Source organism: Sporocytophaga sp. (assembly GCF_017745095.1).
Lineage (GTDB): Bacteria > Bacteroidota > Bacteroidia > Cytophagales > Cytophagaceae > Sporocytophaga.
This window is the reverse complement of record NZ_JAGHZZ010000011.1, coordinates 123,587-149,442: the sequence shown is the minus strand read 5'-3', so window position 1 is coordinate 149,442 and position 25,856 is coordinate 123,587. Positions and strand designations below refer to the sequence as shown.

The 25,856-nt window shown below is 37.4% G+C and carries 21 protein-coding genes; 16 read left to right on the top strand and 5 right to left on the bottom strand.

From position 1 onward, the window contains the following. Window positions 1–76 precede the first annotated feature (76 nt). The 5 genes from J7604_RS17535 to J7604_RS17515 all read left to right on the top strand — a co-directional run bounded on the left by J7604_RS17535 (window position 77) and on the right by J7604_RS17515 (window position 4,445). Window positions 77–1,003: a dimethylarginine dimethylaminohydrolase family protein gene (locus tag J7604_RS17535; protein WP_293898317.1), complete on the top strand. Its 927-nt coding sequence runs from the start codon at window positions 77–79 to the stop codon at window positions 1,001–1,003. A 28-nt stretch (window positions 1,004–1,031) separates the two neighbouring features. After that, window positions 1,032–2,333, top strand: a complete 1,302-nt coding sequence (locus J7604_RS17530) for an arginine deiminase family protein (RefSeq protein ID WP_293898314.1) — start codon at window positions 1,032–1,034, stop codon at window positions 2,331–2,333. Between the two features lie 104 nt (window positions 2,334–2,437). Further along, on the top strand, window positions 2,438–2,842 hold the full coding sequence (locus J7604_RS17525) for a T9SS type A sorting domain-containing protein (RefSeq protein ID WP_293898311.1): 405 nt from the start codon (window positions 2,438–2,440) through the stop codon (window positions 2,840–2,842). Between the two features lie 54 nt (window positions 2,843–2,896). Beyond that, window positions 2,897–3,391: an ATP-binding protein gene (locus J7604_RS17520; protein WP_293898308.1), complete on the top strand. Its 495-nt coding sequence runs from the start codon at window positions 2,897–2,899 to the stop codon at window positions 3,389–3,391. A 7-nt stretch (window positions 3,392–3,398) separates the two neighbouring features. Further along, on the top strand, window positions 3,399–4,445 hold the full coding sequence (locus J7604_RS17515) for a hypothetical protein (protein ID WP_293898305.1): 1,047 nt from the start codon (window positions 3,399–3,401) through the stop codon (window positions 4,443–4,445). 31 nt (window positions 4,446–4,476) lie between these two features. Here J7604_RS17515 and radA read toward each other — a convergent pair whose 3' ends face one another. Further along, a complete protein-coding gene (gene radA, locus J7604_RS17510) occupies window positions 4,477–5,847 on the bottom strand; it encodes a DNA repair protein RadA (protein ID WP_293898302.1) in 1,371 nt (456 codons plus the stop codon). 168 nt (window positions 5,848–6,015) lie between these two features. On the opposite strand from radA, the gene fumC reads away from it, so the two are divergent. The 6 genes from fumC (at window position 6,016) to J7604_RS17480 (ending at window position 13,805) form a co-directional block, all read left to right on the top strand. Next, complete coding sequence (gene fumC, locus J7604_RS17505; RefSeq protein ID WP_293898299.1) at window positions 6,016–7,410, top strand: class II fumarate hydratase; 1,395 nt, start codon at window positions 6,016–6,018, stop codon at window positions 7,408–7,410. A gap of 70 nt (window positions 7,411–7,480) precedes the next feature. Continuing rightward, window positions 7,481–8,023 carry an SPOR domain-containing protein gene (locus tag J7604_RS17500; RefSeq protein WP_028980749.1) on the top strand — a complete coding sequence of 181 codons (543 nt, stop codon included), beginning with the start codon at window positions 7,481–7,483 and terminating at the stop codon, window positions 8,021–8,023. 254 nt (window positions 8,024–8,277) lie between these two features. Beyond that, window positions 8,278–9,726 carry a DUF2130 domain-containing protein gene (locus J7604_RS17495; protein WP_293898295.1) on the top strand — a complete coding sequence of 483 codons (1,449 nt, stop codon included), beginning with the start codon at window positions 8,278–8,280 and terminating at the stop codon, window positions 9,724–9,726. A gap of 90 nt (window positions 9,727–9,816) precedes the next feature. Then, window positions 9,817–11,520 carry a single-stranded-DNA-specific exonuclease RecJ gene (recJ, locus tag J7604_RS17490; RefSeq protein WP_293898292.1) on the top strand — a complete coding sequence of 568 codons (1,704 nt, stop codon included), beginning with the start codon at window positions 9,817–9,819 and terminating at the stop codon, window positions 11,518–11,520. A 38-nt stretch (window positions 11,521–11,558) separates the two neighbouring features. Then, entirely contained in the window at window positions 11,559–12,290 is a 732-nt protein-coding gene (lptB, locus tag J7604_RS17485; protein WP_028980746.1) for an LPS export ABC transporter ATP-binding protein, read from the top strand. 66 nt (window positions 12,291–12,356) lie between these two features. After that, on the top strand, window positions 12,357–13,805 hold the full coding sequence (locus tag J7604_RS17480) for a GH3 auxin-responsive promoter family protein (protein ID WP_293898287.1): 1,449 nt from the start codon (window positions 12,357–12,359) through the stop codon (window positions 13,803–13,805). Here J7604_RS17480 and J7604_RS17475 read toward each other — a convergent pair. Next, window positions 13,802–13,963, bottom strand: coding sequence for a DUF6435 family protein (locus J7604_RS17475; protein WP_293898284.1), 162 nt, complete (start codon window positions 13,961–13,963; stop codon window positions 13,802–13,804). The genes J7604_RS17480 and J7604_RS17475 overlap by 4 nt on opposite strands. A 712-nt stretch (window positions 13,964–14,675) precedes the next feature. Here J7604_RS17475 and J7604_RS17470 point away from each other — a divergent pair. Next, window positions 14,676–15,614, top strand: a complete 939-nt coding sequence (locus J7604_RS17470; protein WP_293898281.1) for a DUF561 domain-containing protein — start codon at window positions 14,676–14,678, stop codon at window positions 15,612–15,614. On the opposite strand, the gene J7604_RS17465 is transcribed toward J7604_RS17470, so the two are convergent. Further along, complete coding sequence (locus J7604_RS17465; protein WP_293898278.1) at window positions 15,611–16,699, bottom strand: META domain-containing protein; 1,089 nt, start codon at window positions 16,697–16,699, stop codon at window positions 15,611–15,613. The two genes, J7604_RS17470 and J7604_RS17465, sit on opposite strands and share 4 nt — an antisense overlap. A gap of 188 nt (window positions 16,700–16,887) precedes the next feature. On the opposite strand from J7604_RS17465, the gene J7604_RS17460 reads away from it, so the two are divergent. After that, entirely contained in the window at window positions 16,888–17,310 is a 423-nt protein-coding gene (locus J7604_RS17460) for a secondary thiamine-phosphate synthase enzyme YjbQ (protein WP_293898275.1), read from the top strand. 7 nt (window positions 17,311–17,317) lie between these two features. Here J7604_RS17460 and J7604_RS17455 read toward each other — a convergent pair whose 3' ends face one another. Beyond that, complete coding sequence (locus J7604_RS17455; RefSeq protein ID WP_293898272.1) at window positions 17,318–18,490, bottom strand: class I SAM-dependent rRNA methyltransferase; 1,173 nt, start codon at window positions 18,488–18,490, stop codon at window positions 17,318–17,320. Window positions 18,491–18,593: 103 nt separating this feature from the next. After that, entirely contained in the window at window positions 18,594–21,416 is a 2,823-nt protein-coding gene (gene polA / locus J7604_RS17450) for a DNA polymerase I (protein ID WP_293898269.1), read from the bottom strand. Between the two features lie 314 nt (window positions 21,417–21,730). On the opposite strand from polA, the gene J7604_RS17445 reads away from it, so the two are divergent. From J7604_RS17445 to J7604_RS17435, 3 genes are all read left to right on the top strand, one after another. After that, window positions 21,731–23,746 (top strand): AMP-binding protein, encoded by a 2,016-nt coding sequence (locus J7604_RS17445; RefSeq protein ID WP_293898266.1) that lies wholly within the window; start codon window positions 21,731–21,733, stop codon window positions 23,744–23,746. A 54-nt stretch (window positions 23,747–23,800) separates the two neighbouring features. After that, window positions 23,801–24,316, top strand: coding sequence for a response regulator (locus tag J7604_RS17440; RefSeq protein ID WP_293898263.1), 516 nt, complete (start codon window positions 23,801–23,803; stop codon window positions 24,314–24,316). A gap of 131 nt (window positions 24,317–24,447) precedes the next feature. After that, the gene (locus J7604_RS17435) at window positions 24,448–25,854 is read left to right on the top strand and encodes an MBOAT family O-acyltransferase (protein ID WP_293898260.1); all 1,407 of its coding nucleotides are present in this window, start codon (window positions 24,448–24,450) and stop codon (window positions 25,852–25,854) included. Window positions 25,855–25,856 lie beyond the last annotated feature (2 nt).

The following is a 25,856-nucleotide window of genomic DNA, read 5'->3' as shown; positions in this document are numbered from 1 at the left end:
GTTCAGGATTTAAATCGAACAGATCTAAAACTCAACACTTTTAAAATACGTTTTAAATCAAAGGAGGAGCATAGTTATGATTTACACTCAAAAAAAAGTTTACGATCACAATTTACACTTTTCTCTTGATGAAATCCCCCCGAGGGTTGAGCCAAGAAAAGTACTAATGGCTAGTCCGGAATATTTTGATATCATAGATATCAAAAATCCACACATGGAAAAAGGCCTTGGTAACATGGACAAGGAATTAGCGATAAGCCAGTGGGAGAGCGTCCGCAATGAATATGTTCGACTTGCAGAGCTTGGTATTCTTGATTCTGTAAATATAATTTCTGGTGTTCCTGGTTGTGAAGATATGGTATTTGCCGCCAACCAGACATTTCCATGGAGAGATGAATCAGGGAAAAAAGAAGTGATTCTCAGCAAAATGAGACACTGCTCCAGACAGAAAGAAGTCCCTTATTTTGAAGAATTCTTCAGGGATGAAGGATATAAAATAAATAAACTGGTAAAAACCACCCTTTTTGAAGGAATGGGCGACCTCATTCCTCATTATGGTAAAATGCTCCTTTATGGAGGTTATGGATTCCGTTCAGAAAAAAACGCATATGAGGAAATAGCACATTTATTGAATGTGCCTATCATAGCCCTTGAGCTTGTTAATGAAAACTTCTACCATCTTGATACATGCTTTCTACCATTGGATGAGGAAACTGTACTGATTTGTGCAGAAGCCTTTACAACCGAGGGTCTGAAAACAATTAAAAAAATGTTCCGCGAGGTAATTGCCATTCCTGTACATGAAGCCGCACAAAATTTTTCCCTAAATGCTCATATTATTAATGATCAGGTAACAGGTAAGAAAGTGGCACTTATGCAAAAAGGAGGTATCATTACTTTCCACCATCTGGTAAAAAAAGGATTTGAAGTAATTGAAGTGGACACTTCGGAATTTATTAAATCCGGTGGAAGCGTATTTTGTATGAAGATGATGGTTTATTAGCCTCATCTTCTCATCTAAACCATGTATTATGCGATTTGACCAGGGCCAAGTTAAGGATATAGACAATACCACAATTCGTGTCGCTTCTGACATCGGACCACTTAAGTCTGTTCTGATCCACAAGCCGGATGAAGGAATTGAAAAAGTAACACCATCAAAGGCTGTAGATCTATTATATGAAGACATCGTGTACCTTCCTAAAATGGTTGAGGAGCACCAGATCTTTACAAGTTTACTTGGCCATTTTATAGGTGAAAAAAACGTACACGACTTTTCAAACCTTCTTAGGGACATCCTGAGACAAGAGGCAATCAAGAAAGAATTAGTTGCAGTAGTTTGCAGGCTTGAGCACTGCGACGAAAGGGTAAAGCAATTCCTCATCAATGCAGAACCAGAAGTATTAGCTAATACCCTGATATCAGGTGTATATCATAATAAAAAAGAAATTTCAATTTTCTTACCACTACCTAATCTCATTTTTACAAGAGACCTGGGAACAGTCATCAACAATCACCTTCTGATAGCTCAGGCTTCTAAAAGAGCGCGTTCAAGAGAGTCTATACTTTCATACTTTGTATTTCACTACCATCCATTGTTTGCCGCGGTAAATAAAAGCAACAAGCTATTCGGAATCTCAGACAATGTAGAGGAGCTGGTTGATAATAATAATGGCCACCTGGGAGTATTCTCTGTGGAAGGAGGAGATGTAATGATGGTAAATGAAAATCATTTATTGATAGGTACAAGTGAAAGAACCTCTGAAATGGCCGTTGAGAGAATAATCAGGAAAATTTTCGCACATAAAATAGTCAGTGAAATAACTGTTGTAAACCTTCCTCCATTGAGGTTTTGCATGCATTTGGATACTGTTTTTACCATGTCAAAAAGAAATCAGAGTGTGGTTTTTGCTCCTTTGATTATGCAGGAAGGTAAAATGAAAATCCAGCATTATTCTGCCAATAGTCAAAAGCCTGTAGTTGCAAAGAGTCTAAGTTCTATTTTAAAAGATATTTACCCCGAATGGCAGTTTATTCTTTGCGGGGAAGGCAAGGCTCCATTTGAGGAAAGAGAACAGTGGACGGATGGTTGCAACTTGTTTGCTGTACGTGAAGGTGTCGCATTTACATATGACAGGAACCTGAAAACAAACAAAGCACTACAGGAAGCTGGGTATCAAATTGTCAAAGCATCTGAATTACTTCAGGAACTTAGAAGTGGAAAGATATGTCAGGAAGACATTCAAAATACAATCATCAACCTTCCATCCGCAGAATTATCAAGGGCAAGAGGAGGTCCGCATTGTATGACTATGCCGCTTTGCAGAGGGTGAAAATCTTTTTTGATTATTGCCAGATAATTTTAATAATTAAAGCCTATTTATAAAATTTGCAAACAAACGATTCAATAATCGTTTCTAAAGCTTAAATTTGCCAAATGAGGTTCATAAAATACGTCACATTTTTTTTCTTCTTCCTACTGATACACACAGATGGATTCTGCCTGTCGGAAGAACATATTGACGGAAATGAAACTTATGACACGCCTTTCTCTCCTCAAAACACTCATATCCAATTTATTGATCAGGAGCAACTTAAACTTACTATAACTCCAAATCCTGTAGAAAGCACCTTACAATTATCATTGAAATCAAGTGTTTCGGATGAAGCACAAGTCCTCATCTACAATTCTTTAGGCGTACTAATCAAGGAGGTTTATATAAGTTTTAATAACGGTACAAGTCAGTTCGAAATTCCTGTTTCCAATATCCATCCTGGTCTTTACTTTTTAAGTATCAAGGGCAAAATAGTTAATACAACAGGTCGATTTATAAAAAGGTAGTTCCTCTCTCATTACTTTATCTCAACTTTTTAAGAGATTCTCTGTTTCATTTTCATGGTCATAATTGTTTCAGGCCTTCCCGGTTCTGGGAAATCCTTCTTTGCAGAAAAATTATCAAAGCTCCTTAATGCTGAATATTTTTCAAGTGATATTATACGAAAGGAATTGTTTCAGAATCCCGCATATACTGATGAGGAAAAAGAAGCTGTTTATGCAGAAATGAAAATTCAGATGAATAAGGTCTTGTCAGAAAAAAAGAATGTTATTCTGGATGCAACGTTTTTTAAAGATGACTTAAGAAAATCATTTTGCAAAGCATGTATTCAGCATAAAACCAATTGCAAGATTATTATTATCAGTGCAAGTGATGAAGATATAAGACACCGCGTCTCCCTTAAAAGACCTTTCAGCGATGCTGACTACTCTGTGTATCTGAAAATGAAAGAACGGTTTGAGTTGCCTGATACTGATTTCCTGGAACTTGACTCTTCAAATTGTGATATTAACCTAATGCTTACAAAAGCAGTTGCATACTTAAATGCAAATTGATAATCCTATGGAAAAGGAACAATTAGACAGAATAATTTTCCCTGATCATTCAATACCACTTTCTGTCATTGAAACCTCTATTTCCTGGATTCTTTTTTCTGAGAACAGGGCTTTTAAAATCAAGAGACCTGTTGAAACCTCATTCCTTGATTTTACATCTTTAGAACATCGTAAATTTTTCTGTGAAAGAGAGCTTTTATTAAATCAAAGATTCTCTTCAGATATATACTTATCAGTTCACCCTATAAGGATATTCAATGAATACTTTCAAATAGGAGAAGAAAACGGCAAAATCATTGATTATGCAGTCGAGATGAAAAGACTTCCTGAAGGAAAAGAATTGAATAACCTTCTTTTAAAAAAAGATGTTGCGGAAAGTGATATTCGCAATATCGCTGAAGTTATTGCGGAATTTCATTTTTCATCCAAGCCTTTAATCATAAATAATCAAAGCGACCTTATTAAAGATAAAACCAAAGACATTCTCAATTATTCCTCAATATTTTACAAAATTGATTTAGCCAGTAAAGATTTTATTGATATAAGTACCCGTTACTGCCTTCAGTTTATAGAGTACTTTAAAGATTTTCTTGAATCTCGTATGCAACAAGGATTTGTTAAGGACTGTCATGGCGATCTTCATACAAGGAACATCTTTCTCCTTGATAAACCTATATTATTTGACTGTATTGAATTTAGTGATTCATTGAGACAAATAGATGTAATGGAAGAGCTTGCATTTCTTTCCATGGACCTTGATAGTTATGGAAGAAGAGATTATAGTAAAGTGTTGCTCGAATACTATAATGTATTCAATCCGGCAATAAGAAGCCCTGAGGAGTATTTGCTTTTTTTATTCTATAAATATTATAAAGCTGGCGTAAGAGCTAAAGTTATGGCAGTTCAGTGGGTAAGAGAACGTGATGCCAACCGTAAAGTAAACATAGAAATGCAAATGCAAACCTATATAAAATTAATGAAGGAGTATTTCACCCAATTGCAAAAGGACTTCAGTATAACTTTCCCCCAAGCTTCTCTGTCTGCTATACGATGAATACAGCAGAGTTAAATTTTTTCATGCTTACCTAACTCATTAAAGAATCAAACACCTCATCAAGCCTGGCCGCCGCATGAATGTTAACTTTGAACTTAGCAGTATCAAGGCCCTTTTTATTATACTTAGAAATAAATATATCTTTAAAGCCTAATTTTTCAGCTTCTGAAATTCTTTGCTCTATTCTGTTCACTGCTCTTATTTCACCACCCAGACCGACTTCACCGGCAAAGCAAACTGTCTGCGGAATTGCAAGATCTTTAAAGGATGAAATGATTGATGCACAAACTGATAAATCTATTGCAGGATCTTCAATCTTAAGTCCACCTGCAATGTTCAGAAACACATCCTGAGCTCCGAGTCTCAACCCTCCTCTTTTCTCTAGCACAGCAAGTAACATGTTTAGTCTTTTCGCATCAAACCCGGTAGAGCTCCGTTGCGGAGTTCCGTAAGTTGCAGGGCTTACAAGAGATTGTACTTCTATGAGCAAAGGACGATTGCCTTCTAGGGTTGCTCCAATAGTGATACCGCTCAAAACCTCATCTCTCTGGGAGAGCAGAATCTGAGAAGGATTGGAGACTTCCTTTAATCCGGCACCTGACATTTCATATATACCCAACTCAGAAGTAGAACCAAAACGGTTTTTGGTTGTACGCATGATCCTGTAAGCCATATGGCGATCGCCTTCAAACTGCAGAACAGTATCAACCATATGTTCCAGAATCTTAGGTCCGGCTATTGTGCCTTCTTTCGTAATATGACCTATGAGGAAAACAGGAGTACCGGATTCTTTGGCAAATTTCAGCAATTCAGCAGTACATTCTCTAACCTGAGAAATGCTTCCTGCGCTTGAATCAATAAAAGAAGAGTGCAAAGTCTGAATAGAATCAACCACCAAAACATCCGGCTCCAGTATTTCAATCTGTTTAAAGATATTTTGAGTCGATGTTTCTGTCAAAACATAACAGTTATTGGATTTTATGCCCAGTCTCTCGGCACGCATTTTAGTCTGCTGCTCACTTTCCTCACCTGAAACGTACAATACCTTATGCTCAACAAGACTTAACGCTATCTGAAGCATGAGTGTCGATTTTCCTATACCCGGTTCACCACCTATCAAAACCAGAGAGCCAGGGACAATACCTCCACCTAATACTCTGTTTAGTTCTCCGTCATTGGTATAAATGCGTTCTTCCTGATCGTAAGCAACTTCATTGATAGGCTTGGGTTTATTAGCAACTTTTGTAGAAGAAGAAGAGGACTTCCAGGACTGCTTTTCCTCTTTCTGAATAAGCTCTTCCACATAGGTATTCCATTCTCCGCAGGAAGGGCATTTACCGACCCACTTGGCAGACTGCGCACCACAACTCTGACAAAAAAACGAGGATTTTACTTTGGCCATAATCTTATTATTCAAAGATACCACTAATTCAACACAGGACCATATTGTGGAAAAATTTGGAAAAATTCCAAATCCGCCATTAAATATTGCTATATCGCGCTAGAGGTCTTTTGATATTTTTGTAATATTGTTCACTATACAGTAACTATTAAAAAACTAAAATATTCTATGAGCTTCAGGATTGAAAAAGACACCATGGGGCCGGTACAAGTTCCGGCAGACAAATATTGGGGAGCACAAACTCAAAGATCAAAAGAAAACTTCACCATCGGCGGGCATCTTATGCCTACTGAAGTGATCAGAGCATTTGCTATTTTGAAGAAAGCTGCCGCACAAACCAATCTTGAGCTTGGCGTTCTTTCTGCTGACAAAGCTGAGATAATCAGCAAAGTATGTGAAGAAATCCTTGACGGAAAACTTGACGATCAGTTTCCTTTGGTAGTATGGCAGACAGGTTCAGGAACTCAGTCTAACATGAATGTGAACGAGGTAATCGGAAACAGAGCTCACGTACTTCTTGGTGGTAAATTGGAGGACGAAAAGAAAAAAATTCACCCGAACGATGACGTTAATAAATCTCAGTCATCTAACGATACTTTCCCTACTGCAATGTCAATTGCAGCATACAAACTAATTGTTGAAGAGACCATTCCTAAAGTAAAATCTCTAAGAGATACACTTGATGCTAAAGCAAAGGCTTTTGCAGATGTTGTAAAAATCGGTCGTACACATTTAATGGATGCTACTCCCCTTACACTTGGAAATGAGTTTTCAGGTTATGTAGCACAGTTGGACCATGGCATTAAAACCCTTCAATCCACACTGGATCACCTTTCTGAACTTGCGCTTGGTGGAACAGCTGTAGGAACAGGATTAAATACTCCTAAAGGATATTCTGAGCTTGTAGCAAAGAAAATTTCACAACTGGCAGGTCATCCTTTCAAAACTGCTCCTAATAAATTTGAAGCATTAGCAGCTCACGACGCAGCAGTAGGTACTTCAGGAGCGCTGAAAAAACTTGCAGTAAGCTTGATGAAAATAGGAAATGATATCAGATTGCTTGCTTCTGGACCTAGATGTGGTATCGGAGAATTAATAATTCCTGAAAATGAGCCAGGTTCTTCAATTATGCCAGGAAAGGTTAATCCTACTCAATCTGAGGCACTTACAATGGTTTGTGCACAAGTTATAGGAAATGACGCTGCAATTTCTGTCGGTGGAATGCAAGGACATTTCGAACTAAATGTTTTTAAACCCGTAATAATCTTCAATTTGCTAATGTCGGCCAAACTAATCGGTGATGCTGCCGATAGTTTCAATAAAAATTGCGCAGTCGGTATTGAGCCAAACTTACCATTCATCAATAAAAACCTTGAAAATTCGTTGATGCTGGTAACCGCTCTTAACACACATATCGGCTACGAAAATGCAGCTAAAATTGCCAAAAAAGCTCATAAAGAAAACAAAACTTTAAGAGAGGCGGCTATAGAGCTACAATTATTAACAGACGAGCAATTTACAAGTTGGGTTAACGCAAAAGACATGATAGGAAGCCTTAAATAATATTTTAGGGTTTCCTGTCGGCAATTAAAAACAGGATACTCTTAAATACATTATTTAAATAGCTACTATCATGAAAAAGAGCGCTCATGTGTTCGGATTGTTAATGTTTCTGGCAGTTTCTGCCGGATTTGCCCAATCTGATAAGGAAACTGAAAAAGAATGGGCTAAAAAACTGAAATCTCTTACTCCGATGGAGTACAAGAAGCTTATTGAAGAAAAGGATGCACTATCTGCTCAAGCTTCCCAATCAGCCAGTTTAAAATCTGAGGTGGATGCTAAAAATGCAGAAATAGAGCAACTTAAAAAAAGTCTTCAATCAGGAGGAGCTGGCAGTGTTAAATCCAAAACTGTACCTGGCGTAACTTTTAAAGTGCAGGTAGGTTCTTTCAGAAACAAAGACCTGTCAAAATATTTTGACAACAATCCAAATTTCAGTGGAGAAGTAGATAGTGATGGAATAAAAAAATACACACTTGGCAACTTTGCCGACTATTGGGAAGCAAATACATTTAAAAAGGCGCTAAGAGACATGGGAGTAAAAGATGCCTGGATCGTCGCTTACAAAAATGGTGAAAGAGTACCTATCAAAGATGTACTTGAAGGTGTATTATAATACTTCATTTAATAAGTAATTAAATATTTAAAAAGGCTGATTCGAAAGAGTCAGCCTTTTTTGTTTTCAAAATCCTAAATTTTAATTCCTTTACCTCTACGATTTTTCATCATTTTTTAAGATCCTTTAATTTGCCTGCTAAAGGAAATTCAATGTTAATTAAGCCATTCCCACATTTTAAAACTTTAAGCTTTTCTGCTTTTCGCCTTCAGCCACATATTTATTATCTTTAAAAATACTTCAAGGATTTTCTAGTGGAAAATAAAATTACCTGCCCAAAATGCGCTCACCATTTCAATGTAGAAGAAGCGCTTGCCAGCCATATAGAGGAAAAATTAAAACAGGATTTTGAAAAAATCCAGAAACAGAAAGAAGCTGAACTTGCTGAAAAAGAAAACAAACTCCGTGCTTATCAGGCTAAACTGCTTAAGGAACGAGAAGATCAGGAAACTCAGATGAAAAAAACACTGATTCTGGAAAAACAGAAAATAGAAGAACAGCTCAAAGGCAAAGTGAAAGAAGATTTTGAAATGCAACTCAAAACCATGCAGGAAGAAATCGAGGAACGCAAAAAGGAAAATCGCGAGCTAAAAACGAAGGAACTTGATCTTTTGAAGAAAGAAAAAGAACTGAAAGAGAAAAGTGATGAACTTGAATTAGAGCTTGAAAAAAAACTTCTTAGCAAAACCAAAGAAATGGAAGACCAGCTCAAAGGCAAGGTCAGAGAAGATTTTGAGCTTCAACTAAAAAATTTACAAGAAGAAGTTGATGAACGGAAAAAAGAAAACCGCGAACTGAAAACCAAAGAGCTTGAGCTTCTAAAAAAAGAAAAGGAGCTGAACGATAAAAAGGAAGAACTTGAGCTGGAAATGGAGAAGAAGTTTCTCAATAAAGCCAAGGATATGGAAGACGACATCAAGAAACGGATGGACGAAAACAATCAACTGAAGATCAAAGAAAAGGACATGCAGTTAGAGTCTTTGAGAAAGCAGATTGATGAGATGAAAAGAAAGGCTGAACAAGGTTCAATGCAATTGCAAGGCGAAGCACAGGAAGTTGTCCTTGAAGGAATCCTCAGAGAAGTATTCCCATTTGACCTGGTAGAAGAAGTAGGAAAAGGGGTAAGAGGGGCCGATGTAATTCATACCGTGAGAAACTCTTCCGGAAAAGATTGCGGAAAAATAATCTATGAAAGTAAGCGTACCAAGGCTTTCAGCGAAGGGTGGATCGAAAAGCTGAAAGGTGACCTTCGCGGACAAAAAGCGGACCTTGCTGTGCTTGTAACTGAGACCATGCCTAAGGACATGGAAAAGTTTGGTCTGCGTGAAGGTGTTTGGGTCTGCTCTTTCAATGAAGTGAAAGGTGTTGCCATGATTCTCAGAGATACCCTTATCAAATTGACAGAAGTAAAGTTGTCACAGGAAAACAAGGGTGATAAAATGCAGATGCTATATGACTTTCTGACCGGTAATGAATTCCGCCAGCAGATGGAAGCAATTGTGGAAGGTTTTTCTTCAATGCAGGAAGCTCTTGCCAAAGAAAAACTGGTTACCCAAAAGCTCTGGAAAGAGCGGGAAAAACAACTGGAAAAAGTTCTTCATAATACAGTAGATATGTATGGGTCAATTAAAGGAATAGCTGGCAAAGCGGTTGGAGATATTAAATATCTTGAGACCCCTGACTTGCTGGAAGAGGGCGAATAATGCCTTTTCAGGTAATAAACCCGGAATATTTGCCTGATAACGTCTCTATTTTATAAAAAAGTCGCTATTTTTTTATATTTTGTATGCTTTATGGAAAAGCGTTGGGTATTTAAACATGTTCCCCCGGCTCAGAACATTGAGTCTTTATCACAGGCGATTAATATCAACGCTTCTCTTGCTTCTCTACTGATTCAAAGAGGGATTAATACATTTGAAGAAGCCCGAGATTTCTTCAGACCTTCATTGGAAAACCTCCACGATCCATTTCTGATGAAAGATATGGACAAAGCTGTTTCCAGGCTTTGTGAAGCCATGGACAATGAAGAAAAAATCCTTATTTACGGAGATTATGATGTAGATGGAACTACTTCTGTCACACTGGTCTACGGCTTTCTCAGCAACTATTACGAAAATCTTGAATTTTATATTCCTGACAGATATAAAGAAGGTTATGGCATTTCAAAAACCGGTATCGATTGGGCTCAGGAAAATGGCTTTTCGCTTATTATCAGTCTGGATTGTGGCATCAAGTCATCAAATGAAATAGCCTATGCCACAGAGCAAGGAATAGATTTCATAGTATGCGATCACCACAAGCCTGGCGATACGATTCCCATGGCCTGTGCTGTTCTGGACCCCAAAAGAACGGACTGTGATTATCCATATAAAGAACTTTCAGGATGCGGTGTTGGGTTTAAATTGATGCAAGCGCTATGCATCGATCTGGGTCTGGAAGAAGAGGTACTCTTTAGTTTTCTTGATTTACTGGCGGTAAGTATAGCTTCAGACATAGTGCCTATTACCGGTGAAAACAGGATATTAACGTACCATGGTTTGAAGGTGCTGAATGAGTCTCCACGCCCTGGCATGAAAGCGCTCATTGACATTTCAGGAGTATCAAAAGAACTTACGATCAACAATATAGTCTTCGGGCTTGGTCCCAGAATAAATGCCGCAGGAAGGATTGCACATGCCAAACATGCTGTTCATTTACTTATCGCCCAGGACCAGGATGAAGCAGATCTGTTGGCTGAAAAGATCAACGAAAAGAATAAAGTAAGAAAGGATTTTGACCTGAACATCACTGATGAAGCAATTCGAATGATTCAGGATGAGGTATCTATCAATTCAAAGTCAACAGTCCTTTTCAAAAATGACTGGCATAAAGGTGTTATAGGGATAGTGGCTTCCCGCTGCATCGAAAAATTTTACAGACCTACTATTATTCTCACTGAAAACAATGGTATGGCAACAGGCTCAGCAAGATCGGTTGATGGATTTGATGTTTATGAGGCGATAGCCAAGTGTTCCGATCTGCTTGAACAGTTTGGAGGACATACTTATGCTGCCGGACTTACAATGAAGCTTGAGAATATTAAGGCTTTCCAGGAGAAATTTGAACATGTCGTTTCTTGCGACATTCGTCAGGAGGATTTAATTCCCAAACTGGATGTTGATCTTAAGATAGAATTGTCACAGATTAATCAGAAGTTTTATAACATTCTGAAGCAATTAGCTCCATTCGGGCCAGGAAACATGGACCCAGTATTTCTTTCTGAAAATGTCAGAGATGATGGTTCTGCACGATTGTTGAAAGACCAGCATCTGAAACTGAGAATTTCCCAGGATGGCTTTAATGCCATTGAGGCGATTGGGTTTAATATGGTAGAACCATTTAAAAGAATTTCAAAAGGAGAGCCATTTAATATTTGTTACCATATTTATGAAAATGAATTTAATGGTAAAAAAACTTTGCAATTATTCATAAAGGATATAAAATTTGTCACTAAATAAAAAGAGGGTCTTCCTTTTATTTTGTTATATAATCAGAGATGATACTCAGAGCGGAACATTTAATTAAGAGATATAAAGCCAGAACAGTAGTTAACAACGTTTCGGTAGAAGTTAAACAAGGAGAAATTGTAGGACTGCTGGGTCCGAATGGAGCCGGAAAAACTACTTCATTCTACATGATAGTGGGCCTCATAAAGCCCAATGAGGGGAAAATTTTTCTGGAAGATGAAGAAATAACCAAACTTCCTATGTACCAGAGGGCGAAAAGAGGAGTAGGTTATCTGGCACAGGAAGCTTCAGTCTTCAGAACCCTCACAGTGGAAGAAAACATTATGGCTGTTCTGGAAATGACTAAACTTTCCAAAGCTGACCAAAAGCAAAAACTTCAGGAACTTCTTGATGAATTCAGCTTAAATCATGTGAGAAAAAATATAGGCATGGTGCTTTCTGGAGGAGAAAGAAGGAGAACTGAAATTGCCCGTGCACTTGCTGTAGATCCGAAGTTTGTGTTATTGGATGAGCCATTTGCTGGTGTAGACCCAATTGCGGTTGAAGAAATACAATCAATTGTTGCCAAACTAAAGAATAAAAATATCGGTATCCTTATTACCGACCACAATGTAAACGAAACACTTTCCATTACAGACAGGGCTTATCTTTTATTTGAAGGAAAGATTCTGAAGTCGGGCACTGCAGAAGAACTTGCGGCAGATGAGCAAGTTAGAAGAGTTTATCTTGGAAAACATTTCGAATTGAAAAGAAAGATCTAACGGATGATCCTGAATCTTATAATGAAGAATATTCTCAAGAGGCGAATAGGCCACATTGAGCGCTTTATGAAAAATCCTCATGAGATTCAGGAACAATTATTTTTTGACCTTATCCAAAAAGGAAAAAATACGGAGTGGGGAAAAAAGTTTGGCTATAACTCCATTAAATCTGCTGAAGCATTTAAAAAGTCTGTACCTGTCTCACCTTATGAATCTTTGTTTCCATACATAGACCGTATGATGCAGGGCGAGCAGAATATTCTTTGGCCCTCTAAGATTTCCTGGTTCTCTAAATCGTCCGGGACCACCAATGCTAAAAGTAAATTTATACCTGTTTCCAAAGAGGCACTTTATCATTGTCATTATAAAGGTGGCAAAGACCTACTCTGCCTTTTCTTTAATAATAACCCAGATAGCAAGTTATTCAATGGAAAAAATCTTGCTATAGGTGGCTCCTATTACAAAAACCCAAAGTGGAAAGATTCATTTTATGGAGATGTTTCTGCTGTTATCATGGCCAATCTGCCTATGTGGGCCCAATACTCAAGAACGCCTGATCTCACTATTGCCCTTATGGACGAGTGGGAACAGAAAATTGAGAAAATGGCCAAAGCCACACTAAATGAAAATGTAACCTGTATCAGTGGCGTTCCTACCTGGACCATCGTTCTTTTAAATAGGATACTCGAACTTACTGGCAAAAAGAACATGCTTGAAGTATGGCCAAACTTTGAAGTTTTCTATCATGGGGCTGTGGCATTCTCTCCTTATAAAGAAATATTCAAAAACTTCTTTCCGGCTCCCAATGTGGACTACATGGAAACCTTTACAGCTTCGGAAGGATTCTTTGGAATACAGGATCAGAAAGGATCAGATGAATTGCTATTGATGCTGGATTATGGCATTTATTATGAATTCATTGATATCGATCACCAGGATGATGAATTCCCGAAAAGCTATTCTCTACATGAGGTTGAGCTTGGTAAGAGCTATGCAATGGTCATTTCTACCAATGCAGGTTTGTGGAGATATAAAATTGGCGATACTGTAAAATTTACTTCTCTTGCTCCATATAGGATCAGAATAACCGGAAGGACCAAACATTTTATAAATGCCTTCGGAGAAGAATTAATGGTTGAAAATGCGGAAACGGCAGTTTCCAAAGCAGGCATAAAAACAAGCTCTATTGTGAGTAATTTTACTGCAGCTCCAGTATTTTTTGAAGGAAATAAAAATGGCAGACATGAATGGGTTATTGAATTTTCTCAATCTCCAAAGGATCTGCATCAATTTTCCCAAATATTAGATGAAGAGCTTAAAGTCGTAAATTCCGACTATGAGGCAAAACGATATAAAGACATTGCTCTTCAGCAACCGATTATTCATTCAGTACCACAAGGGACTTTTTACAAGTGGATGAAACAGAGAGGTAAGCTGGGCGGTCAAAATAAAGTGCCCAGACTATCCAACTCTCGGGAATTTGTAGAGGATATTCTAAAGAATTTAAACCTCTAACTGTAAATTACATCGCTCATTAGCTTGTCAGCCATGGCATTTAATGCCAACGATCTTTTTATATCTCCATTTTTATGGGCTTCAAGTGCATCAAGCCTGAGTTTTGTGTAGTACTTTCTCAGCTTTTGTTGTTGAAAATATTTAAAGAGATTCCACATACCTAAAACTACTTTAGAGTACAACCTCAAACCAAAATGAATTGTTAATGAATGTAGGCTCATGCATGATAAAACAATCAGGAAAATGGTAATTCACCAAGGGGTCTGAAGTACTAAATTCTCATTTTTTAGGTTGAATTATAAACCTTCTCCTGGAAGAGAAGGATTTAGGAGGAGCTTGTTTTAAGGCCTTTAAAAATTACCTGAATCTAAAAAATGTACTTCAGATCAAAATCTTCAATATTAAATTCAGAATAATTATTCAAATAATTCAAAAATTGTACAATTTCAATATGGCAATAAAAAATTTTACAAGCGGAAAAATGACTTTTACCAAGTTTTAGAAAATTTGCGGGGTACCTTTATCCACTGAACAGCAATCTATTACATAATTATAAATCTTATATTTTTTCAATTTTTTGAGCCAAGTTTTTCCACAAAGTTATTCTTTTATCCACAGAGCAAAAATACTTCATCGAATCCAACTGACTATCAATGACTTTAAAGCATTCATCGACCCGAAGCCATTGTTGATAACCTTAACATTTTTTTTCATGCTTGCAAACAAAAGCCTTTTAAAAATTTTATCTATACACTCTTTTATTTAATGGTTCTTGAAAATGGTCAAAATCAACGCAATACATAAAGCTGACAATTAGTATATTAGTAAAGAAAATATATTGTATTTTTCCAATCAAATAATTTCTAATCAATGAATAGAGTCAATCAATTATTCGAAATTGAATATCCGATCATACAAGCAGGAATGGTTTGGTGCAGTGGCTGGAAACTGGCTTCGGCAGTCAGTAATGCGGGTGGTCTCGGCTTAATAGGGGCTGGCTCTATGTACCCAGGGGTTTTAAAAGAACATTTGGTCAAATGCAAACAAGCCACAAACCGTCCTTTTGGAGTGAATGTGCCCCTACTTTATCCGGATATAGATAAAATTATTAAAATCATTATTGAAGAAGAAATTAAAACTGTATTCACTTCTGCAGGCAATCCCTCTACATGGACCAAAACTTTGAAGGAGCATGGTATTAAAGTAGTTCATGTTGTATCTAGTGTCAAATTTGCAAAAAAATCTGAAGATGCAGGAGTGGATGCTGTTGTAGCTGAAGGTTTCGAAGCAGGAGGTCATAATGGTCGTGAAGAAACAACTACTTTTTGCCTGATACCAATGGTGAAAGAAGCAGTAAAAATCCCTGTTATAGCTGCAGGTGGAATTGCAACAGGTAGAGGTTTGCTGGCAGCTATGGCTTTAGGTGCTGATGGAGTTCAAATAGGAAGCAGGTTCGCAATTAGTGAAGAATCTTCTGCGCACATCAATTTTAAAAACAGGGTTACAGATTCTGCAGAAGGAGAAACAGTGTTGACACTTAAATCAGTGACACCTGTGCGATTGCTCAAAAATAAGTTTTATGAGGAAGTAAAACAGGCTGAAGAAAAGGGAGCCGACCCCACATCATTAAAAAATATACTTGCCAAAGGCAGGGCTAAGAAAGGAATATTTGAAGGAGATCTTAATGACGGCGAACTTGAAATAGGTCAGGTTTCTGCACAAATCAAAGACATTAAACCGGCAGGTCAAATTTTAAAAGATATCTGGGAAGACTACTTAAGCCATAAAAAACAATTGTGTCAGCTTTAATCAACCTTTGAAAACTCCAGGACACTCTTTTCGTCGGATAAAGTAAGCTTCAGTCCGTCGAATTTGTACTTGAAATTCTTTTGAGAAAGAGCCGATAGAAAGCCCTGTTCGAATGAATAAGCATTACAAAGCATTTTGGTGGAAGCAATTGATCCGATAGCGATAATGCTTTTGCTTTGGATAAAACTTCCACTGATAGCATTACAACCTGCATTACCAAAAATTTTTCCTTCCCTTATATTAAATTCAAGGTAAGGAATCCCTTTATCAAAATTTGCTGCATCAATTTGTTTCCCATTAAATGATCTTAGAGCCCATATATCATGAAGGCGCCAATCTCCCAAAAAACTCCCGCATCCGGAAAATCTTGAAACGCCTTTATTTCTAAGTCCCTCGGCAGATATTAAAACTTTGTAGGGAATTGATTCTCCGGAAATACTATCTATACAAATATCCTTCGTAAGCTCAATAGAAAGAAACGATCCGGGAGCAGAACTAGTGAATTTCCATGTGTTGCGATCAGGGTCTATTTTATCATTAAGTGCTGCCTTTATAACTTCCCCATCAGGGAAATAGAATACTGCTTCTTTTTCAAAATCTATTATAAGCTTCCACTTTTCATCAAGGTCTGTAATAAAATCAACCCCACCCTTGCGCATTCTTTCACTCTCTTCAAGTTTAACTTCAGCATCTGACCTGTATAAAATATATTGATTTCTTACTGAAGAGCCTTTCTCATTAAGAAGGCCAAGTTCATTTCTTTTAAATAGGAATTTGGCTTTGCTCCCATCCATCTTGTTTAAGATAAGAACAGAATCATTGATCATTTGCCAAGTACCCTCCAAAACCTGCGGATTGCCTTTTCCATTAATCTTCACAGCTTCCTCTCTGAATAAACCGGATCTTTGAATTGTAAGCTTATATGCCAGAACATCACAATCTGAGCACGGCCAACTCCCACTCCAGAGACCATATAGCTCTGCATTGGGCACCCATGGATTGGCACCGTTTTGGTTTAAATGATTTTGTTGACATCCAAAGAAAAACAACAGAATCGCAAAAATATAAGGCAAGCCCCATTTCATCGATGTAGTAAACAAGCAGAAGGACTTTTTGTTAAAAGTGTTTAAACATTATTTACGAGATACCGATAAAAAAATAGCTTTATTTCGTCCAACGAAATCAAAATTCCGTTAAAATTACGCCCTTAAAAATTTTAGGCTTTTAAGGCATTTTTCGAACTTCAAGAAGTTATATTCATCCCAAAAACATTATGAAATGTATTCAAAAGACTTTTGTTCTTCCTGCATTTAAAAGGGGATTTCATTTGATCACTAGTAAAATTGAATCTGAAATTCCTGAATTGAAAAATATATCAGCCGGATTGGCTCATGTCTTTATTCACCATACTTCAGCAAGTCTTACCATTAATGAAAATGCAGATCCGACAGTTCGGCAGGACTTTGAAAGTCATTTCAACAAAATGGTGCCTGAAAATGCTCCTTACTATAAGCATACTCTGGAAGGACCTGATGATATGCCAGCTCATATCAAGGCATCCTTAATGGGTAGTTCAATTAGCATACCTGTTTCACGAGGACGTTTTAATCTGGGTACGTGGCAGGGAATTTATCTATGCGAGCATCGTGATCATGCATCGGGAAGGGAAATAACTGTAACTATCCTGGGGGAGTAGCAACGAACTACTCCAACCACAAAGCAAGACCTTTCAAATATTCCCCTTCCGGATGATAAAGGTTAACAGGATGATCTGCTGGTTGATGCAACTGAAATAGAATTCTCACATTCCTTCCTGAATCCGCTGCAGCCCCAAAAATGATCTTTTGAAATAAGTCTTTAGTTATATGCTGAGAACATGAATAAGTGAAAAGCATTCCTCCCTTTTTAATCTTTCTGAATGCACGCATGTTTATGTCTTTATATCCTCTTGCGGCTCTATCAACAGCTGCTGCAGACTTAGCAAATGCAGGAGGATCCAGAATGATGAGATCATAGTAGTTCTCCGGCATTTCTTTTAAAAATTCGAAACAATCTTTTACAATGGACTTATGAGACGCAGTTGGAAAGTTTAATAAAACGTTGTCTTCGGCACCTTTCACTGCATCTGCTGAGATATCAAGAGAATGTACTTCCTCTGCTCCTCCGGCTTGTGCATAGACAGAGAATCCTCCTGTATAGCTAAATGCATTGAGAACTTTTTTATTAGAGGAAAAACGTTTTAACAATTCACGATTATCACGTTGATCAAGGAAAAAACCTGTCTTCTGGCCTTCCACAACATCTATCATGAACTTAAGTCCATTTTCCAATACCTCAAAAGGGCCTTTATCTTCTCCGGCAATCCAAACACCCTCCGACTTCACATCTAAATTCTTTTTTGAACTCCCGCTTGATCTCAGATAAATAGAAGAATATCCAGCCTTTTTGAATATATCAAAAAATAGCTCCTTTCTTTGTTCTATCCCGGTAATGCTTATTTGCAATACCAAAGTATCTTTATAAACATCTGCGATAAGACCTGGCAAAAAATCGCCTTCTGCATGAAGTAACCGATAAGCATTTGTTGAGCTAAAATCAATAATTGATTTCCTTAACTGAAGTGCTCTATCAATTTTTCCAGCCCAATATGTTTCATCAAATTTATCATTGCTTTTATCCCACTCAAACAACCTGCACACTATCTGGCTTTCTGAGGAATAAAATCCATAAGCAAGGAATCTGTTATCTGCATCTACAACTTCAACGATATCTCCATCTTTTGCATTTGCCTTAGCCACTGCACCAGAAAAGACCCAAGGGTGTTTGTTCAATACAGCCTTTTCTTTCTTTGGCTTTAACTTTACTATTCTATTCATCTTTTGAAAAAGTCCTCCTGATATCAATTTATAGGAGAACTTTATATTTATAATTCTTATTAAATCCTAAATTAAGCAACACCAATACATTTGGAAACATCCATCAATGCGCTTCAAGCCAATTTTCTCCTACACCTATACCAATCTCCATAGGAACAGACATAGGAAGAGCTGTCTTCATAAACTCTTCAACCTTCAATTTCAAGACTTCTACCTCTGATTTATGAGCATCAAAAACAAGTTCATCGTGCACCTGCATAATCATGCGGGACTTAAGGTTTTCTTGTTTCATCCAGTTATGAATATTGATCATTGCAACTTTTATCATATCAGCAGCACTTCCTTGAATAGGAGCGTTAATGGCGTTCCTTTCCGCATAACCTCTCTGGGTGATATTTCTGGAATTGATATCTCTTAAGTACCTTCTCCTTCCAAGGATTGTCTCTACATACTCATGTTCACGAGCTTTGTTGATAACCTCATCCATATAAGATTTGATGGCAGGAAACTCGTTGAAATATGCGTCTATGATGTCCGCTGCTTCTTTTCTAGGAATATCAAGCCTTTGAGAAAGACCGAAAGCAGAAATACCATAAATGATTCCAAAATTTACCATTTTGGCATTTCTTCTCATATCAGATGTTACCTGATCCAAACTAACTTTATATACCTTACTTGCAGTAGTTGTATGAATGTCAATTCCTTTTTGAAAAGCCTCGATCATGTTCTTTTCCTTACTGAACTCAGCCATTATTCTAAGTTCAATTTGAGAATAATCCGCTGATAAAATCAAGTGGTCGCTGTCTCTGGCAACAAAAGCTTTTCTTATTTCTTTTCCTCTATCCGTACGGATAGGGATGTTTTGCAAGTTTGGATTCGTGCTGCTCAGTCTTCCCGTAGCCGCTACTGCCTGATTATAGCAAGTATGCACCCTTCCGTCAACTTTACTGATAAGAAGTGGTAGCGTATCCACATAGGTAGACTTCAATTTTTGAAGCTCTCTGTAATCGAGGATTTCCTGAGCAATAAGATGTTCTGGTGCAAGTTTGGAAAGCACTTCTTCTCCTGTTGCATATTGCCCGGTCTTCGTCTTTTTCGCCTTAGGGTCAATTTTTAGTCTTTCAAATAATACCTCTCCCAATTGTTTAGGGGAAGCTATATTAAACTCACATCCTGCGCGGTTAAAAATACTCTTTTCAATATCTAGCAGCTCCAGATCCAGCTGCTTTGAAAACTCCTTCAGAGCATCAGGATTGATCTTTACTCCCGCCCTTTCTACATCGGCAAGTACAGTCAACAATGGGATTTCAACTTCACCGAAAAGCTTTTCTGTTTTCTGTTCTTTGAGAATAGGCTGCAGTATATGTTTCAGTTGCAAGGTAATATCAGCATCTTCTGCTGCATATTCTGCAATGTCCTTTAATGGAACATCTTTCATATTCTTTTGCTTTACACCTTTCTTTCCAATCAGGGTTTCAATAGAAACAGGAGAATAATTAAGATAATGTTCTGACATGAAATCCATATTATGACGCATGTCAGGCTCAATCAAATAGTGAGCAAGCATTGTATCAAAGACAGGACCATCAACATCTATACCGTACCTTTTTAAAACCAGGATATCAAATTTCAGATTCTGCCCGATCTTTGTGATCTTTTTATCTTCAAGAACATCTCTGAAGGCTTCCACAATGGCCTTAGCCTTTTCAAAATTCTGCGGTACCGGGACATAGTATGCTTCCCCTTTGTAGTATGAAAAAGCGAGCCCGACAAGGTCTGTTTCTGCAGCATCAAGACTGGTTGTTTCTGTATCAAAACAAAACTCATCCTGTACTTTCAGATAAGAAACCAAAGAAGCTATAAGTTCAGGAGTATCTATAACTCTATAATCATGGACAGTATCTTTTATAGTACAGAAGACTTTTCCTTCTACTTGCTCTTCAGTCAAGACTTCCTCCTCAGTATTCCCGAACATTGACATTTGTCCGGTCGGACTTACCTTTGTTGTAGATTTCCCTGAAGAAGCCTGCTGAACCGCAGAAGCGTCTTCTCCAAAAACTCTTTTCTTCAGAGTTTTAAATTCAAGTTCATCAAAAAGTTTCGATAATTCTTCTTTCAGAGGTTCCTTATATCTGAACAACTCATCATCAAATGCAACCGGCACATCACAGTGAATTGTAGCAAGTTCTTTCGAAAGAATACCTTGAGGGCCAAAGTTCACCACATTTTCCTTCAGCTTACCCTTCAGATTGTCTGCGTTGGCTATAAGATTTTCAACGGTGTCATATTCTGCAATTAGCTTCTGGGCCGTTTTTTCTCCAATACCAGGAATTCCTGGTATGTTGTCAACACTATCTCCCATTAAACCCAGAATATCTCTTACCTGATCAACTCTTTTAATACCGAATTTTTCAAGAACCCGAGCAACATCGTAAACCTCGTGCCCGTTGCCCATATAGGACGGCTTATAGAGATATACACAGTCGTTCACAAGCTGACTATAATCCTTATCCATAGTAAGCATATAAACAGTATAGCCTTCTTTGCAGGCCTTGGACGACAATGTACCAATCACATCATCTGCTTCATAACCTGGGATGCCGATTAGAGGAATCTGAAATGCCTCCAAAAGCCTGGTTATATAAGGAATTGCTATGGTAATATCTTCAGGTTGTTCCTGTCTGTTGGCTTTATATTCAACAAAACTTTCATGCCTGAATGTCGGCCCGGCTGTGTCAATAGCAACGCCAATGTGCGTAGGTTTTTCTTTATATAAAACTTCCAGAAGAGAGTTGGTAAAACCAAAAACTGCGCTGGAATTTATACCTGTAGAAGTTATTCTTGGATTTTTACTGAAAGCAAAATGAGCCCTGTAAATCAAGGCCATTGCATCCAGGAGAAAAAGTTTTTTTTCGGAACCGTTCATGAACTAAAATTAATACTTTGTATGGGAGATAAACAAAAGATTTATCCTGGGGAACAAAATAAAAATCAAAATAATTCTAGTTTTCAAGCTTTTAAAAATACAGTTAAAGTTTTTGTCAGAGTATTATCTTCCACTTTTGTTTCGCTAGTTTCAGAACCCTCTAACCAACAATGCGTAAATCAGTATTTCAGGGAAAAAACTGATCTTTTTCTGACTGACAGTTAGACAAAATGGTTTAATTCTTGTTAAAAACTAAATTGAGCATTTTGCCTGAAAACCAATTCTAATATTGTTTTAACTTATTACTGAATTTAATGAAAATATATTCAGCTATTCTGGATGATGAAGAAAGGGAGCAACTTCAAATTCTCTCTGAAAAGGAAGGCACTATTGAGGAAAAAGCTTTGTGGTGGAAAACCGTTCTTCAGGCCCATTTTTCACGTAATGAAATCGACCTATGGAAAGAGGTATTTTACGAACTTTATAAGAAAAATAAAGCAGGCATTGCCTGGATTCCATCAGCTAAGGATATTGGAAAATCCAATTTATCATGGCTAATAGCTGAAAGCGGCAGCAAAGATTATAAAGATCTTTTCAGTTGGGCATCATCTTTCAGAGGACTATATTGGGAGAAGGCAGTTAAGCGGACAGGCATAAAATTTAAAGAATCTTATTTGTCTATACTTGATACCTCTCATGGTGTTGAAGAGGCCATATGGATGGAAGGAGCTCTAATGAATATTGCAGATAGCTGCTTCTTAGCTGACAAAAATAAGACAGCCATCATCGAAGGTTGCGAAGAAAGCGAAAATATAAAAAAAATAACTTACGAACAGCTGGATCTATATACCAACCGAATCGCTAACGGTCTTTTGGAGAACGGTTTCAGACGAGGAGATCGCTTCGTTCTTTATCTTCCCTTTTCTATTGATGCAGTAGCTATTTATCTCGCACTTGTTAAAGCGGGAATGATAGCCGTTTCCGTTGCAGATAGCTTTTCTCCTGTTGAGCTCTGCAAGCGGGTTGAGATGACTAATTCCAAAGCAATCATTACCGTAAATCAATATATCTATGGGGGTAAAGCGCTTAATGTTTATGACAAAGTGAAAGAATCGGATTGTGCACCAGCCATCCTTGTATCTTTGGAACAGGAAGAACATCTGCGAGAAGGTGACTTGATATTAGGAAATTTACTGTCAAAAAACACTGCTTGTTCTACAGAATGCGACCCATACGATATCACCAATATCCTTTTTTCATCCGGCACAACAAAAGAACCAAAGTCGATTCCATGGACGCACACAACACCCATCAAATGTGCAGCAGACGGACATTTTCACCTTGATATAAAAGAATCAGATGTAGTAACTTGGACCACAGGAATGGGTTGGATGATGGCGCCATGGCTTATATATGCCGGATTAATAAATAAAGCAACAATAGCTTTATTTACTGGATCAGCAGTTACAGAACAATTTGGGAAATTCGCGGAAAAGACTGGCATTACTATTATGGGAACGATACCATCGGTAGTAAGAGGTTGGATTAAAAACGATTTTATAAATAAGTTTAACTGGAATGTTCGTTTGTATTCATCTACGGGAGAGCCATCCAACGCTGATGATTATCTATATCTTATGGGAATGTCAGATTTTAATGCTCCCATAATCGAATACTGTGGAGGGACTGAGATTGGAGGCGGCTATATTACAGGCACAGTATGTGAACCTGTTTCGCCTTCAATGTTTACAACTCCTGCATTAGGCCTTAATTATTATCTATTAGATGAAAATAAGCGACCGGCAAGTATCAATGAAACTGGGGAGGTATTTCTTGTTCCGCCGTCAATCGGTTTGAGCCAGACACTGTTGAACAGAAATCACCATAATGAATATTATAAAGAAATGCCGAGCGGACCTGGTGGAGAAGTGCTAAGAAAACATGGTGATGCATTTGAAACAATACAAGAAGGGCCCTACAAATTTTACAAAAGTGTAGGAAGAACTGACGATGCTATGAATCTGGGAGGCATTAAAATAAGTGCTATCGAGATAGAGGAAACCCTCAATAAACATCCGATGGTCCTGGAAACTGCTGCCGTGTCAATTGCTCCCATAACAGGAGGGCCTGAAAGGCTTGTGGTTTTTTATACAGAAAAAAATCAGGCTTCGGATGAAGGACTTCTTAAAAAGAATCTTCAAGATTTACTGACATCACAGTTAAATCCCTTATTCAGAATTTCTCAAATAGTAAAAGTTGCCAATATACCCAGAACCGCCTCAAATAAGATTATGAGAAGAGAACTTAGAAAAGTATTAACAGAAGTTTGACCTAGAATTTAAACAATTCATATTTCCCTCTGTTAAAAGTGAAAACATAACTTTATGACTGAGGATACAATTCTGGACATTTTGCTTATTGAAGATGAGATGAGTTCAACACTCCTCACAGAAAGGCTTAAAAGAGAATTTCATGAGAAGGTGAATATACTCAGAAACGGACACACTGTAGCCAAGGATCTTGATATGTATATTGGCAAAGACCTGGATGTAGTAATTCTGGATGAGCAATATTCAGATCTTAATATAATCGACGCAGTAAAACTCATTAAAAAAAGGAAGCCCGAAGCTGATATTATAGTTCTTACCAATGAAAAAGAGACAGCTTTAATTGATAAAGTAAAATCAGCAGGTGCATTTGACTATGTTGTGAAAGATAAATCAACAGTTGACAAAGTCGTATATGCTGTAAAAGGACTATGGGGAAGTAAATTTGCCAAAACTGAGAATGTTCGCCTTAAAGCTTCCAGAAAATCCTCAAGGACAACTGTTACAATTTTAGTTTTACTCTTTGTACTCATTATTGCAGGAGCAATTTATTATTTTACCCAACAAAAATAGATGTTCGCGCCTATTTGACTTTCAAAAAATTACGCATTTTAAAACTTTCAATTAGATATTTTAACCCGTACTAAATACCTTATTTTGCCCGTTGAGTCATTTGAATTATCTTTGATAATCAAATATTCACAATGGTCTTTAGTTCTCTTGTCTTCATATTTCTTTTCCTGCCAATATGCCTTTTGGGATATTACATTTTACCGGGAAAATTTAAAAACCTATTCCTTTTAGCAGCAAGTCTTTCATTTTACATATGGGGAGAAGCGCAGAATAGTTTTGTGATGCTGGTCTCTATTTTGGGTAATTTTTTCTTTGCATCAATGCTGGAGAAACCCGATGAGCTGGCTCCCAAAACAACTATTACTCTTGCTGTAATATTCAATCTTGGTTTATTGATTTACTTCAAATATTCCAACTTCTTATTGGAGTTAGCAGGCATGCATGCAGCAGAAAAAATTACACTGCCTCTAGGCATATCTTTTTTTACATTTCACGCCTTATCTTATATAATTGATGTATATAGAAAATCATCACAGTCACAAAAAAGCATTGTAAACCTGGGTTTATACATTACTAATTTCCCTCAACTGGTAGCAGGGCCCATAGTGCGTTATCCGGAAATATCACAGCAACTGACGGAAAGAAAACATTCATTCAAAAAAATAGTCACAGGGTTAAAGAGATTTATCATCGGACTTGCCAAAAAAGTTTTGATAGCAAATAATCTTGCCGGAGCAGTAGATTATATTTTTGCTCAAAATTTAGCTGAAGCGGGATTCCTTATTTCCTGGATCGCTATCATTACTTACGCCATGCAAATATATTTTGATTTTTCAGGATACTCTGACATGGCGGTAGGACTAGGCAAAATGTTCGGCTTTGATTTTCCTGAAAACTTTAACTACCCATACATTTCAAAATCGATAAAAGAATTCTGGCGGAGATGGCATATATCACTTTCGTCATGGTTCAGAGATTATCTTTACATACCTATGGGAGGAAATAAAAAAGGAAATCTAAGAACTTACTTTAACCTTATTACTGTATTTCTTCTATGTGGCTTGTGGCACGGACCTAACTGGACATTTATAGTCTGGGGGGGGTGGCATGGGGCATTTCTGATATTAGAGAGAACCTCTTTGGGAAACTTTATAGAAAGATTGCCATCATTGGTTAAGCACAGTTATTCTTTAATTGTAATATGTATAGGATGGGTATTTTTCAGATCAGACAGTCTAAGTATTGCATTCAGTTATCTGAAAAATATGTTTACCCCTGAACTCTCTATCAGTGAAAATTATTTAATCCCCTTCAGAGATGTTGACTTTATAATGGCATTTATAGCAGGATTGATTTTCTCTACTCCTGTGATCAAAAGCTTGCTACAGCTAAGGAGAATCAAGTTCTTCAGAGAAAATGAGAATTTACGGACAACAGCTGATTTTGCAGGAGTTTCTGTTTTGATAATTTTATTGGTGCTGAGTATGCTCTCACTTATTGCTGGAACCTACAATCCATTTATTTACTTCAGATTTTAATA

What these genes read in the sequence shown, in the direction of transcription:
- J7604_RS17475 (WP_293898284.1), bottom strand. Translation starts at nt 13,963, where the DNA reads ATGTGGAATCTCTTTAAATATTTTCAACAACAAAAGCTGAGAAAGTAC.
- J7604_RS17440 (WP_293898263.1), top strand. Translation starts at nt 23,801, where the DNA reads ATGACTGAGGATACAATTCTGGACATTTTGCTTATTGAAGATGAGATG.
- J7604_RS17455 (WP_293898272.1), bottom strand. Translation starts at nt 18,490, where the DNA reads ATGAATAGAATAGTAAAGTTAAAGCCAAAGAAAGAAAAGGCTGTATTG.
- J7604_RS17465 (WP_293898278.1), bottom strand. Translation starts at nt 16,699, where the DNA reads ATGAAATGGGGCTTGCCTTATATTTTTGCGATTCTGTTGTTTTTCTTT.
- J7604_RS17515 (WP_293898305.1), top strand. Translation starts at nt 3,399, where the DNA reads ATGGAAAAGGAACAATTAGACAGAATAATTTTCCCTGATCATTCAATA.
- J7604_RS17470 (WP_293898281.1), top strand. Translation starts at nt 14,676, where the DNA reads ATGAATAGAGTCAATCAATTATTCGAAATTGAATATCCGATCATACAA.
- J7604_RS17535 (WP_293898317.1), top strand. Translation starts at nt 77, where the DNA reads ATGATTTACACTCAAAAAAAAGTTTACGATCACAATTTACACTTTTCT.
- J7604_RS17435 (WP_293898260.1), top strand. Translation starts at nt 24,448, where the DNA reads ATGGTCTTTAGTTCTCTTGTCTTCATATTTCTTTTCCTGCCAATATGC.
- J7604_RS17530 (WP_293898314.1), top strand. Translation starts at nt 1,032, where the DNA reads ATGCGATTTGACCAGGGCCAAGTTAAGGATATAGACAATACCACAATT.
- J7604_RS17460 (WP_293898275.1), top strand. Translation starts at nt 16,888, where the DNA reads ATGAAATGTATTCAAAAGACTTTTGTTCTTCCTGCATTTAAAAGGGGA.
- recJ (WP_293898292.1), top strand. Translation starts at nt 9,817, where the DNA reads ATGGAAAAGCGTTGGGTATTTAAACATGTTCCCCCGGCTCAGAACATT.
- fumC (WP_293898299.1), top strand. Translation starts at nt 6,016, where the DNA reads ATGAGCTTCAGGATTGAAAAAGACACCATGGGGCCGGTACAAGTTCCG.
- J7604_RS17480 (WP_293898287.1), top strand. Translation starts at nt 12,357, where the DNA reads ATGAAAAATCCTCATGAGATTCAGGAACAATTATTTTTTGACCTTATC.
- radA (WP_293898302.1), bottom strand. Translation starts at nt 5,847, where the DNA reads ATGGCCAAAGTAAAATCCTCGTTTTTTTGTCAGAGTTGTGGTGCGCAG.
- J7604_RS17445 (WP_293898266.1), top strand. Translation starts at nt 21,731, where the DNA reads ATGAAAATATATTCAGCTATTCTGGATGATGAAGAAAGGGAGCAACTT.
- polA (WP_293898269.1), bottom strand. Translation starts at nt 21,416, where the DNA reads ATGAACGGTTCCGAAAAAAAACTTTTTCTCCTGGATGCAATGGCCTTG.
- J7604_RS17520 (WP_293898308.1), top strand. Translation starts at nt 2,897, where the DNA reads ATGGTCATAATTGTTTCAGGCCTTCCCGGTTCTGGGAAATCCTTCTTT.
- lptB (WP_028980746.1), top strand. Translation starts at nt 11,559, where the DNA reads ATGATACTCAGAGCGGAACATTTAATTAAGAGATATAAAGCCAGAACA.
- J7604_RS17525 (WP_293898311.1), top strand. Translation starts at nt 2,438, where the DNA reads ATGAGGTTCATAAAATACGTCACATTTTTTTTCTTCTTCCTACTGATA.
- J7604_RS17500 (WP_028980749.1), top strand. Translation starts at nt 7,481, where the DNA reads ATGAAAAAGAGCGCTCATGTGTTCGGATTGTTAATGTTTCTGGCAGTT.